The 13,120-nt window shown below is 57.4% G+C and carries 10 protein-coding genes; 7 read left to right on the top strand and 3 right to left on the bottom strand.

Features of this window, described 5'->3' with window-relative positions; all coding sequences use genetic code 11:
• Positions 1 to 6 precede the first annotated feature (6 nt).
• From F5984_RS00390 to F5984_RS00360, 7 genes are all read left to right on the top strand, one after another.
• Positions 7 to 1,224, top strand: a complete 1,218-nt coding sequence (locus tag F5984_RS00390) for a DUF5009 domain-containing protein (RefSeq protein ID WP_152121771.1) — start codon at positions 7 to 9, stop codon at positions 1,222 to 1,224.
• A gap of 250 nt (positions 1,225 to 1,474) precedes the next feature.
• Entirely contained in the window at positions 1,475 to 2,026 is a 552-nt protein-coding gene (locus F5984_RS00385) for a (2Fe-2S)-binding protein (RefSeq protein WP_152121769.1), read from the top strand.
• On the top strand, positions 2,023 to 3,066 hold the full coding sequence (locus F5984_RS00380) for an FAD binding domain-containing protein (RefSeq protein ID WP_152121767.1): 1,044 nt from the start codon (positions 2,023 to 2,025) through the stop codon (positions 3,064 to 3,066). The genes F5984_RS00385 and F5984_RS00380 overlap by 4 nt, the downstream gene beginning before the upstream one ends.
• A 7-nt stretch (positions 3,067 to 3,073) precedes the next feature.
• Positions 3,074 to 5,308 (top strand): xanthine dehydrogenase family protein molybdopterin-binding subunit, encoded by a 2,235-nt coding sequence (locus F5984_RS00375; RefSeq protein WP_152121765.1) that lies wholly within the window; start codon positions 3,074 to 3,076, stop codon positions 5,306 to 5,308.
• Positions 5,309 to 5,434: 126 nt separating this feature from the next.
• Positions 5,435 to 8,167, top strand: a complete 2,733-nt coding sequence (treY, locus tag F5984_RS00370) for a malto-oligosyltrehalose synthase (RefSeq protein WP_152121763.1) — start codon at positions 5,435 to 5,437, stop codon at positions 8,165 to 8,167.
• Between the two features lie 97 nt (positions 8,168 to 8,264).
• The gene (locus F5984_RS00365) at positions 8,265 to 8,732 is read left to right on the top strand and encodes an energy transducer TonB (RefSeq protein ID WP_152121762.1); all 468 of its coding nucleotides are present in this window, start codon (positions 8,265 to 8,267) and stop codon (positions 8,730 to 8,732) included.
• Between the two features lie 12 nt (positions 8,733 to 8,744).
• Complete coding sequence (locus F5984_RS00360) at positions 8,745 to 10,469, top strand: GMC oxidoreductase (protein ID WP_152121759.1); 1,725 nt, start codon at positions 8,745 to 8,747, stop codon at positions 10,467 to 10,469.
• A 185-nt stretch (positions 10,470 to 10,654) separates the two neighbouring features.
• On the opposite strand, the gene F5984_RS00355 is transcribed toward F5984_RS00360, so the two are convergent.
• The 3 genes from F5984_RS00355 to F5984_RS00345 all read right to left on the bottom strand — a co-directional run bounded on the left by F5984_RS00355 (position 10,655) and on the right by F5984_RS00345 (position 13,112).
• The gene (locus F5984_RS00355; protein WP_152121757.1) at positions 10,655 to 11,467 is read right to left on the bottom strand and encodes a glycosyltransferase family 2 protein; all 813 of its coding nucleotides are present in this window, start codon (positions 11,465 to 11,467) and stop codon (positions 10,655 to 10,657) included.
• A gap of 285 nt (positions 11,468 to 11,752) precedes the next feature.
• The gene (locus F5984_RS00350) at positions 11,753 to 12,115 is read right to left on the bottom strand and encodes a hypothetical protein (RefSeq protein ID WP_152121755.1); all 363 of its coding nucleotides are present in this window, start codon (positions 12,113 to 12,115) and stop codon (positions 11,753 to 11,755) included.
• A gap of 244 nt (positions 12,116 to 12,359) precedes the next feature.
• Positions 12,360 to 13,112 carry a hypothetical protein gene (locus tag F5984_RS00345; protein ID WP_152121753.1) on the bottom strand — a complete coding sequence of 251 codons (753 nt, stop codon included), beginning with the start codon at positions 13,110 to 13,112 and terminating at the stop codon, positions 12,360 to 12,362.
• Positions 13,113 to 13,120 lie beyond the last annotated feature (8 nt).

Genomic DNA, 13,120 nt, shown 5'->3' with positions numbered 1-13,120 from the left:
CAACCTATGCTATCTACCTCACTTCCCAAGGCTCCGGCCACCTCTACGCTTCCGGCGGCTTTACGCGTCGGCTCTATCGATGTCCTGCGGGCTATCACGATGGTGTTCATGATTTTCGTCAACGATTTATGGTCGCTTACAGGCGTGCCGGTATGGCTCGAACACGTAGCACCCGGCGTCGACGGGATCGGCTTTTCCGATGTCATTTTTCCGGCCTTCCTGTTCATTGTTGGCCTATCTTCCCCGTTCGCCATTGCCCATCGCAGCAACCGGGGCGACTCCGACCGGGCCATTCTGCTGCATATTCTGGGCCGCACGGTAGCTCTGCTGGTTATGGGGCTCTGGCTCGTCAATGGCGAGTCGATCAACGAAGCCGCCACCGGGATGCACCGGCTGGTCTGGAACACGCTGTCCTGCATTTCGTTTATCCTGATCTGGAATACTTACCCGAAAACAGCTCCCCAATGGCTGATAACTGGCGCCCGATTACTGGGAGCCGGTACGCTGCTGACCCTGGCCATTCTGTACCGGGGTGGCGACGGCACGGCCCGGTTTGAACCCCACTGGTGGGGTATTCTGGGGCTGATTGGCTGGTCGTATCTAGTGGGTGCTGTGACTACGTTGCTGGCCCGGGGCCGCATTGCCATACTGGCTCTGGTATGGGTTACTTTTTGCGGGTTGAGCATGGCGTTTGGGGCAGGCCTCGTCCCGAAAGCCCTGCTGTTTATTCCTGAACCAATCATCGGCGGAACCCTGGCCGGTCTGACTCTGGGCGGGGTACTTACAGCTACTGTTTTCCGCTACTGCCTTGAGCGTGGCCTAACCCGGCCCATGACGGTCGGCTTTCTGGTCATGAGCGGAGTACTGATTGGGTTGTCGGTGTACACACGTCCATTCTGGGGCCTCTCCAAACTGGCGGCTACCCCGGCCTGGCTCTTTCTGTGCAGTGCGTTTACCTTGCTGGCTTTCACGGCCCTGTACTGGCTCGTCGACGCAGCGGGCAAAGGCCACTGGTTCCGGTTTATCAAACCTGCCGGTACTGATACCCTACTTTGCTACCTGATGCCCCATTTTGCCTACGCGCTGATGGTGGGGCTGGGGCTACACCTGCCCGCATTTTTGCTGGCGGGCGGTGTGGGGCTGGCCAAATCGTTTGCGTTTGCCCTCCTGTGTGTATGGGTGGCCGGGCGGCTCAACCGGCTCGGCATCAAACTAAAACTTTGATGTTCAGGGAACACGCCTGACCATTAGGTGTAGGACAAGTTCATTACGGCAGATTTCCCAAAAACATTTTTGGGACCGCCCTGCGGCCCGGAGGATTACAGGATAACCGCGATTATCCTGGGCCTACATAAATCCTGTTTATCCTGTAATCCTGTCAGTTGCATCTTACTGTCAACCGGCCCATTACGGCCCTTTCTGAAACATCACTTTATATCCTACGTTTTGCATGGACTAATCAATGTCTTTATCCATGCAAACGGCAACTCTCCCAACGCCGGTCACCCAACCGCGCTCGGCCCCGCCCGAGCCCGTCGGTACCGGCGTTCGTTCGTTCTCGCTCACCATCAACGGAGCCGAATATGAGCTCAACGTAGCCCCGTGGACTACGCTCCTCGACGCCCTGCGCGAATACCTCGACCTGACAGGCACAAAAAAAGGCTGCGATCATGGTCAGTGCGGAGCTTGCACGGTGCTGGTCGATGGCAAACGAATTAACTCCTGTCTGACCCTGGCGGTGATGCACGAAGACCATCAGATTACCACCATCGAAGGGCTGGCCGACGCCCAAACCGGCGATCTTCACCCGGTGCAGCAGGCATTTATTGACCACGACGCGTTTCAGTGTGGCTACTGCACACCGGGGCAGATCTGCTCGGCAGTTGGGATGATCAACGAGGGACGGGTGAAAACCGATGCCGACATCCGGGAGCTCATGAGTGGCAACATCTGCCGTTGCGGGGCCTACCCCCATATTGTCGATGCCATTCGGGATGTGATGCAACTAAACCCAACCGCCCAATGAAGCCATTCCAGTACCTACGCCCGACCGGCGTCGACGCAGCCGTGCGCGACCTCACCGCCCAACCCGATGCCGCCAAATTTATTGCGGGTGGCACCAACCTGATCGACCTGATGAAAGAGCACGTGGAACAACCCACTACGCTCGTCGACATCAACCGCCTGCCGCTGGCAACCGTTGAAGAACTCGAAGATGGTGGCCTCCGGCTCGGGGCGCTTGTCACCAATGCCGACACGGCCTACCATCCGCTGGTGGAGCAACGCTACCCGCTTTTATCGAAGGCGATTCTGGCCGGGGCTTCGGCCCAGTTGCGCAACATGGCCACCAACGGCGGCAACCTATTTCAGCGCACGCGGTGCTACTATTTTTACGATACCTCCATGCCCTGCAACAAACGGCACAGTGGCCCCAGCCAGGGCCCGGCGGGTTGCGGAGCCCTGCACGGCTACAACCGGATTCACGCGATTCTGGGGACTGAGTCGGCCGATGGCAATGTGCATTGCATTGCCACTCACCCCTCCGATATGTGCGTGGCCTTAGCCGCCCTCGAAGCCGTCGTCCGGGTGTCGGGGCCGCAGGGCGAGCGCACAATCCCGATTGCCGATTTTCACCGGCTACCGGGCGATACTCCCCAGCACGACAACACCCTCCGACCCGGCGAGCTGGTTACGGCCATTGATCTGCCCGCCAACGGCTTCTCTCACTATAACAGCTACCTCAAGCTCCGCGACCGGGCCTCGTATGCCTTTGCGCTGGTATCGGTAGCGGCCGCGCTCGAACTGGAACGGTCCGACGCTTCGGGCGATCAGATTAGTGCTGCCCGGCTTGCCATGGGGGGCGTGGCCCACAAACCCTGGCGCAAAACCGAAGCCGAGGCTCTGCTGGTTGGCCAACGACCCACGCCCGATGTTTTCGGACGGGCCGCCGACGCCCTGCTCGATGGGGCTCAGGGGTACGGACACAACACCTTCAAAATTGAACTGGCCAAACGCGCCATTGTACGCGCCTTGAGTCAGGCGGCCAAACTCGAACCAACTGAATAACCCCGTTATGCACAATCAGGTAATTGGAAAACCCATCAGCCGCGTCGATGGTCGGGCCAAAGTAACGGGCAAGGCCAAGTATGCCGCCGAATTTACAGCGCCCGACCTGCTCCACGGTGTGGTTGTGTCGAGCACGATCACCAAAGGACGCATCACTCACATCGACACGGGCGATGCCCTCGCCCTCGACGGCGTTGTGAAGGTATTCACGCATCAGAACCGGCCTAAACTGGCCTGGTTCGATATGAGCTATAAGGACCTGGATGCCCCGCCGGGTTCGCCCTTCAGGCCGTTGCACAACGACCGTATCAAGTACAACGGGCAGCCCGTAGCGCTTGTGGTGGCCGAGACGTTCGAACAGGCCCGGTACGCGGCCTCCCTCGTCAAGATCGAGTACGCCCAGGAACCGCACGAAACCGATTTACAGCACCATCTCGACACAGCCCGTAAACCTGCAAGCGGGCTGGCCTCGCTTCTGAAACCACCCCCACCCAAAGCACGCGGTAATTTCGACAAGGCGTTTACCGAAGCTCCGGTACAGCTTTCGACCGGCTACGTTCACGGTTTTGAGCACCACAACCCGATGGAGCTATTCAGCTCGACGGTGGTGTACGGGAAAGACGGTAAACTGACCATTTATGATAAAACGCAGGGGGCGCCCAACAGTCAGTTTTATGTGTCGCAGGTATTCAATATTCCGTTTCGCGATGTGCGGGTGGTCTCGCCCTACGTGGGTGGCGGCTTTGGATCGGGGCTACGCCCTCAGTACCAGCTTTTTCTGGCGGTGATGGCCGCCCGCGAACTGAAACAGTCGGTGCGGGTGTCGCTCACCCGTCAGCAGATGTTTACGTTTGGGCATCGCCCGGCCACTGTGCAGCACATCGACCTGGGGGCGCAACCCGACGGCACCCTCGATGCGCTACGGCACGCGGCTACGGCCGAAACCTCGCGCTTTGAAGACTACATCGAGGTAGTGGTCAACTGGTCGGGGGCGCTGTACAAGGCGCCCAACGCTCAATTCGATTACAACGTGGTGCCACTCGATCAGTACACACCACTCGATATGCGGGCACCGGGGGGCGTCACGGGGATGTCGGCCATTGAATGCGCCATGGACGAGCTGTCGTACAAACTTGGCATGGACCCGCTCGAACTCCGACTCAAGAACTACACCGAAGAAGACCCGAACGAAAAGCGGCCGTTTTCGAGTAAGCAACTACGAGCCTGCTACCAACAGGCAGCCGAACGGTTTGGCTGGACCAAACGCTCGCCCGAGCCCCGGTCCATGCGCGAGGGCCATACCCTCATTGGCTGGGGGATGGCTACGGGCGTTTGGGATGCCAATCAGCTACCGGCCCGCGCCGAAGCCGTGCTGACTGTAAACGGCAAGCTGCGCGTGAGCAGTGCCACCGCCGATATTGGCACCGGCACGTACACAATTATGACGCAGATTGCGGCCGATACGCTGGGCCTGCCTCTGGAGGATGTGCTGTTCCGGCTGGGCGATACCGACATGCCCCTGGCCCCGTTTCAGGGTGGGTCGCTGACGGCCGGCACGGTAGGTTCAGCGGTCAAAATTGTGTGCGAAGATCTCGGCAAAGAGCTGCTTAAACTCGCCCGCAAGATGCCGAACTCACCCTTTGCCAAAGCGAAGTTCGACGATGTCTTTTTCGTGGAAAAACAGATGCGCCTGAAAGCCGACCCCTCGGTCCGTATCGACCTGCAAACCCTGGTTGACCAGAACGGTGGCCGGGCTATTCGGACTACAGCGACCTCGATGACCAACTCGCTCAAGCAAGGCAAGTACACACGCTACGCCCACTCGGCGGTGTTTGTGGAAGTGCAGGTAGACGAGGACCTGGGCACCGTGAAGGTGACACGGGCCGTAACAGCCGTTGCCGCCGGGCGGATTCTGAACCCCAAAACGGCCCGGAGTCAGATTATCGGCGGCATGGTGTGGGGCATCAGCAAGGCACTGGAAGAAGAAACCGTGATGGACCACCGCTATGGCCGGTTCATGAACCACAACCTGGCCGAGTACCACGTTCCGGTTTGCGCCGACATTCACGAGCTGGACGTTCTTTTCGTGGAAGAACACGATGATGTGGTGAATCCGCTGGGCGTGAAAGGCGTGGGCGAAATCGGGATTGTAGGTATGCCAGCCGCCATTGCCAACGCCATTTTTCACGCAACAGGCAAGCGCGTACATGAACTGCCCATCACACTCGACAAGCTGATGTAATGTACGCTGGGGGCTTGCCCCCAGCCAATAACTTTTTCAAACACGCCACGCAGCCCGGCGTTTGTGACAGTAGTACAAAAGCCCCATGCGGGCTTTTTTTTATAGACTCAACGGTATTTATCCATCATGTACAACCCCCTCAGTACCTACCGGTTACAACTCAACGATTCGTTTCCGCTGGCGGCCGTCGAAAAACTCTGGCCTTACCTGCGCGACCTGGGTATCAAAACGATTTATGCGGCTCCCATTTTTGAAGCTACTCCCGGCAGCACGCACGGCTACGACGGCGTAGACCCAGCCCGGATTGCCCCCGAAATTGGCACAACCGAACAGCTCGAAGCCCTCGCCTGGCAACTGAAAAACGCCGAGATGGGTTGGCTTCAGGACATTGTGCCCAACCACATGGCCTACCATCAGCACAACACCTGGCTGGTCGACCTGCTTGAACAAGGGCCTCTGTCGCGCTACAAAGACTTTTTTGACCTGACCTATACGAGCGATATGTACCACGGGCGGCTCATGGCCCCTTTTTTAGGCGAATCGCTCGAAAAAACACTCGAACAGGGGACCTTGCGCGTGGTCTACGACCGCGACCGGCTCATGCTTCAATGTTTCGATAATCAGTTTCCGCTCAAACCCGGCTCCTACGCTACTGTGCTAGGCTCTGAGGCCCAAACCGACGCCCAACACCAATGGCTTGCCCTCCTGGCCCCGCTACACGCCCTTGACCAACCCGAAACCTTAGCCATTGCCTGGGACGAATGCCTGACTCAGTTAACGGCCCTTGCCCAAACCGACAGCGGCCGGAGCTGGATAGATACCCGGTTGGAAGCGGTCAATAAGCAGCCCGAAACCCTGGGCGCGCTGGTGCGGGAACAGCATTACGAACTCTGCGCCTGGACCGAAGCCATGCACCGGATCAACTACCGCCGTTTTTTTACCGTCAACGGGCTGATCTGCCTCAATATGCAGAACAAAGACGTGTTCGATCAGTACCATGACCTGATTGCCAAACTGGTGGAGAAGGGCATGTTTCAGGGTGTCCGGGTCGATCATGTTGATGGGCTATACGACCCCGACACCTACCTCAACCGGCTCCGCGAGCTGGTAGGCCCTGAGGCTTACGTGGTAGTCGAAAAAATTCAGCAGGCCAACGAGCCTATGCCCGCGCAATGGCCCATTCAGGGCAGTAGTGGCTACGATTTTCTGGCGCAGGTGAATAACCTCCTCACCGACCCTACCGGTGAGGCTCCGCTGACCGAGTTTTTTGAGTCGCTCGTGGGTACGCACACGCCCATGAACAAACGTATCCGCGACCGCAAAGCCTACATCCTGTACGCACACATGGGCGGAGAGTTGAACAACCTACTCGACCATTTTCACGACCTAAACCTAGCCGAACCCGACGCCAACGTAAGCGATGCCGCACTTCGGCTGGCCATTGGCGAACTGCTTATTCACTGCCCGGTGTACCGCTACTACGGCAACCAACTGCCCCTCGAACCGGCCGAAGCAACGGCTCTGCACCAGTTGTTTACAGCGATCCGCACCGAAAAACCAGACCTCGAATCAGCCGTCGATGTATTGGAAGAGGTTCTGCTGACTAAGCCGCCCGTAGCCGATGCCGACTACCGCGACCGGGCCCGGCGATTCTACCAACGGGTGATGCAGTTTACCGGCCCGCTCATGGCCAAAGGTGTGGAAGATACGCTCATGTACACCTACAACCGGTTTATTGGGCATAACGAAGTAGGCGACTCGCCGGGGCGATTTGGGCTGTCGGTGGCCGATTTTCACCAGATTATGCAGGAGCGGCAACAGCAGTTGCCGCTGAGTATGAACGGCCTATCGACCCACGACACCAAACGGGGCGAAGATGCCCGCGCCCGGCTCAACGTGCTCACCGCCCTGCCACACGAGTGGCTCGCCGAAGTACGGGAATGGCAAGCCCTCAACGCCGACCTGAAAACAAACAACGCCCCCGATCCCAACGACGAGTACTTGCTGTACCAGTCGCTGCTGGCGAGTTACCCCATGCCCACCCGCGTGGACGGAGCCGTAAACGTAGCTCGTGTCGCGGCCGATGGCGAGGACCCGGACGACGTGGCGAAGCGGTTCGATAGTTTTCTGCAAAAGGCCCTGCACGAAGCCAAGCGGCATGTTTCGGAGCAACACAAGCCGGGCGATGACGCCTATATTGAAGCTACACGGGCGTTTGCACGCGGGCTGCTCGACCCCACCCGGCCGTTCTGGAGCCGGTTTACGTCGTTCCTAATTCGCGTTGCCGATGCGGGCATCACCAACTCACTCGTACAGGTAACGCTCAAAAACACCTGCCCCGGCATCCCCGACCTGTATCAGGGTGCCGAGGGGTGGGACCTGAGCTTTGTGGACCCCGACAACCGGCGGCCGGTCGATTTTGATTTGCGTCGGTCGTGGCTCGCGCAGGCAACGGAAGGCGAGGCCAATCCGTCGGCACTGTGGCACGAGCGGTGGAGCGGTGAGATTAAATTCTCCCTGACGTACAAACTGTTGCAGGCCCGGCGGCAAAACCCCGACCTGTTCGGGTACGGGGCCTACGTTCCCCTCACCATTGATGGACCTCTGAGTGAGTACGCCCTGGCGTTTGCCCGGCAACACGAAGCCCGTTGGCTGGTGGTAGTTGTGCCTTTGTACACAGCCCGCCTATGCCGCGAACAGGGCGTACCGGACCCCACCCAACTCGACTGGCAGCATACGCGGGTTTTGTTGCCCGACGGAGCCCCTGCCACCTGGACCAGTATTCTCACCCACAAGTCCGTTACCGAACTGGACCTGAGTAACCTCCTGAACGAGTGGCCCGTGGCTATACTCCAGTAGCAGCTACCAAACCTGTAAGCCGGGCGGCCGGCTTACAGGTTTTTCTTCACCCAACCGAAGCACTACCACCTGCGCAAAATCTGGGTATCTTTACCCCATGAATTTCCCTGTCTGGTATCGTTTATTTCTCCTGATTCCCCTATTCTGGGGGTACGCCCTGGGTGCCTGGGCACAAGGCCCTGTCGATATGATGCGCGGCCGGGCGGCTTCGGCCAAGACCGACACACTCGTGGACCCGACCATCCAGAAACCGCAGTTTCCGGGCGGGCACGATGCCCTGATGATGTACATTGCCGACCACGTCAAATACCCGAAAGCATTACGGCGTAAGAAATTCAATGCCGGGCAACTCACGGTAAAGTTTCTGGTGCTGGCCAACGGCCGGGTGCGGAACGTGGAGGTTACCTCGCGGCCCACGCCCCCCGACGTAGCTGAAGAAATGAGCGAATACGTCACGAGTGTGATGAAGGCGTTCAACCGAATGCCACGCTGGGAACCCGCCCGCGTCAACGGTACACCCATTAATTACCAGTACGCCCTGCCTTTTCAGGTTGAAATCGATTAAACCAACGCCACTATGTATATCAACGGACCCGGTAAAGAGCATAATAACCAATCACAACACCGTTACGACGCCATTGTGATTGGCTCCGGCATCAGCGGGGGCTGGGCGGCCAAAGAACTGTGCGAAAAAGGACTGCGCACTCTGGTACTTGAGCGCGGGCGCGACGTTCGGCACATTACCGACTACCCCACCGCCACCAGCAACCCTTGGGATTTTCCGCACCGTAACCGGATGCCGCTCGCTTTCGACGAGGCCAACCCCATTGCTACCAAGTGCTACGCCCTCGACGAGGCTACCCAGCAGTTTTTTGTCAAAGACGCCGAACACCCCTACGTACAGGAAAAACCGTTTGACTGGATTCGGGGCTATCAGGTGGGAGGCAAATCGCTCATTTGGGCGCGGCAGACCCAGCGGTGGAGCCGGTTCGATTTTGAAGCCAACGCCCGCGACGGGGCCGCCGTTGACTGGCCCATTCGGTACAACGACCTGGCCCCCTGGTACAGCCATGTGGAGAAGTTTGTGGGCATCAGCGGCAATAAAGACGGTCTCGAAACCCTGCCCGACGGCGAGTTTCTGAAGCCCTGGGAACTGAACTGCCTCGAAAAACATATCCAGAAATCAGTAGCTGCTAACTACAAAAACCGTCACGTAATTATCGGGCGGTGCGCCCACCTCACCGACCCGCAGCCGATTCACTACGCGCAGGGCCGGGCCGGGTGTCAGGCTCGGCACCTATGCTACCGGGGCTGCCCGTATGGGGGCTATTTCAGCAGTAACTCCAGCACCCTACCCTGGGCGGCCAAAACCGGCAAGCTGACCTTACGGCCCAACTCGGTGGTGCACTCTATTATCTACGATGAAAAGGCGGGGAAGGCATCGGGGGTACGCGTCATCGACACCGTTACCCAAAAAGCTACCGAGTATTTTGCCAAAGTGATTTTTGTCAATGCCGCCTGCCTCAACTCCAACCTGCTTCTGCTCAACTCCACCTCGCGCCGGTTCCCCAACGGGCTCGGTAACGACAACGGCCTGCTGGGCCGTTACGTGGCGTTTCATAACTACCGGGGTAGCCTTAATGCCAGTTATGAGGGATTTGAAGACGGCTACTACTACGGCCGACGCCCCACCACGGCTTTTATGCCCAACTTCCGCAACGTCGACAAGCAGGAGATGAGCAATTTTCAGCGGGGCTACATGGTGGCGTTTAGCGCGGGCCGGGGAACGGGGCAACCCACAACGGAAACGTTCGGCGCCCATTTCAAAGAGAGCCTCACCCAGCCCGGCCCGTGGCACGTGTACATGATGATGCAGGGCGAAACCGTGCCGCGCTACGAAAACCACGTTCGGCTCAGCACCGACCAGAAAGACCCCTGGGGCATTCCGCAGCTGGTAACGTCGGTGGGATACACCGACAACGACGTAAACATGATGGAGGATTTTCTGACGCAGGGAGCCGAGATGCTCGACAAGGCGGGTTGCAAAAACATCCGGCCGTCGGACGATAAGCGCAACCCCGGTCTAGATATTCACGAGATGGGTGGGGTTCGGATGGGCCGCGACCCAAAAACGTCGCTGCTGAACGCCCACAATCAATTGCACCTGTGCAAAAACGTGTTTGTGACCGACGGAGCCAGCATGACCTCCACGGGCTCGCAAAACCCCTCGATTACGTTTATGGCCCTGGCAGCCCGCGCGGCCAACTTTGCCGTTGACGAACTGAAGCGTAAGAATTTATAAGAGGTAGACAAACATGAGACAGGGGGTTAGACTTCGCTAAAAAGAAGAAAGTCTAACCCCCTGTCTCATGTTTCTTAACGTAAATCATGGAAAATAGCTGACGCTCAGGCCTTCGACAGGCTCAACCGCACGCGGTCCGGGCTGACGGGCAGCTCAGCCCATAGCTCACATCAGCTTAACGTTGCTCAGAAACCACTGACAGACAATTGTTTGCCACCAGTCACTCGCTCACTTTTGGTTTTTTTCTGGGTGGCCTCATACAACTTGGTGTATTTCAGAACCGGGTAAACAGCCGAGAAGAAAGCCCATACAAAGCCGGGCAGGCCATCGCGAAAGCTCCCTTTGAACAGGTACACTTTCAGAAACTTAAACCCAAACCGTACCGAAACCTCCAAAGCGCCCTGCTTGCGCTGATGTACACCCGCCTGCCGGGCGTTGAGCGAGGTGTACTGATTCATTTTGGTGATATACTCGTGCAGGGAGCCGTAGCTATCGTGCCAGAGCGTCCCTTCCAGCACGGTCACGGAGCCGGTGGTCACTACTGATTCGTGGACAAGGGCAGGCGAGATATGGGCGTGCTGCCGGTTGAACAGCCGCAACACCGGGCGGTTTTGCTCCCCGCCATGCCGTAACATCTGCCCCATAAATACCAAGCTCCGGGGCAAACAAAACCCCTGCTGCGGGTCGGGCCGCTGCCGGAGGGCATCCATAATTGACCGTTTCAGGATTTCGTCGGGCGTTTCGTCGGCATCGAGCAGAAGCACCCAGTCATGGGTTGCCTGATCAACGGCAAACTGTTTCTGCGCACCGAAGCCATCAAACGAGCGGTGTAACACCCGACACCCGTACGAGTGGGCAATGTCGAGCGTGGCATCGGTACTCCCCGAGTCAACCAACACGATTTCATCGGCCCAATTCGCTACCGAAGCCAACGTCCGGGGTAAAGTCCGTTCGGCATTAAGCGTAATCAGAACAACCGATAAGTAAGACTGCTGCATTTTACTCCTGATTTCATGGTGGATAGAAGCAGACTCCGGTGTGTACAAACCGGACGCTAACTAATGATTAGTACACCATTAATACGACAGACGTTGCGTCCAGCGACCATTAAACCGAGGGAATGGGAATAAACACCGACGAACTGACCCTTTTTGCCGATGATTTCATCCTATTTGTATCGACTTAGTTTACGTCAGTCTACACCATATACCGTGGCTCCAAAACAGAAAAAGCCCAACCGGGCATACCGCTTCCGATCGGGCTAAAAAACCATAAAAACCTACTTATTCGCGTTTAAAGCCTATTTTTCGGGCATTCTCCAGATCAACGGAACTGATAGTAACCCGAATCGTTCGGCCCGATGGGCACGTACAGTCTTGGCAGTTGAAACCGACCGGGGGCGGTGCCTGAAACCGAACATCACGCGCTGAGGGTACGCCGTTCGTTTTGAGATAACCCAGAATAGCCGTAGCCCGCGTATCGTCGGCCACGTACCCAATGGCGCTGGTGTTAGTTGGGCGCAGCCACGGATCGGCGCACTGGGTTTCGGCATAGGCCACCTCCACATCCGCCGGGTTAGCGGCAATCTCATTGCCAGCGCAACCCGCCAGCCCAAGCAGTAATCCTACAAACCATACCTTTTTCATGATTACCTGACAAGTTTATCAACCACGGCACCTCATAATAGAATGTACAATGAATACTGGACACTCAGTACTGGACTTCAGACACTGGACACTAGACGTTAGACCTTCCTATATAAAGGTAGTAAGTCTAACGTCTAATGTCTGAAGTCCGAATGTCCAGCACTGAACATGATGCATTTGAACTGCCGTTGCTGTATAGATTCTGCCAGACCCGAAATGGTTGGAACGCTGGGGCTTTATTCCGTCACCACACCCGATTTGCTACCATGTTGATGACCGCGTTGACCACCAACGCCAGCCCAAACGAAACCGCCACCGAAAAATGGGGCAGCAGAAACGCCTGCAAAAACAGGAAGGTGCTGAACCCAAACAGGCCAATCACCAGCCCGCGTAGCGTATTAATGGCCGCGTTGCTTCCCTGTAGCGTGTGCGAAAAAATGGCCAGAATCGACGTCATAATCGGGAAGGGCGTCAGAATACCGCTCCAGGTAGGGCCCAGCACGTCGGCCAGATGCGTGATCAGAACCACAAACACGGTAGCCACCCCCATCCGAATAGGGATCTCGAACGGCAAACGCCGGGGTTTGACCGGCTCCGTGGTGGGTTTGGGAAAATACCGCAACGTGACAAACACCCCGCCCAGGATGAGCAAATAGCAAGGCCAAAGACCCGGCCGGAGGTAACTAAAAAGCAAGACCGTAGCTGCGTAAGGCACGTACGCACCGAGCAACGTAGGAAACCACGGGAGTCGTTTCGACAGGGCAGTGTAGGTATAACAAAACCCAAGCAGCGACAAAACCCCGATCAACACGCCCTCGATGGATTGCACACCGAATACTTTGCCCTGTTCGAGGATAAAGAAGAAAAGAATAGGCCCGGCTATCCAGGGCATACTGCCAATAAGCCCGCCGATTCGGTTGCCCCAGCGCCGGGCAACCAGCGTAACCAGGGCAATAATCGACGGCATCAGGGTTATTTTGAGGAGAAAAACATTCATGCGAAACC

The organism is Rudanella paleaurantiibacter (assembly GCF_009184635.1).
GTDB lineage: Bacteria > Bacteroidota > Bacteroidia > Cytophagales > Spirosomataceae > Rudanella > Rudanella paleaurantiibacter.
The sequence above is the reverse complement of the archived record's forward strand: the minus strand, read 5'-3'. Positions and strand labels throughout refer to the sequence as shown.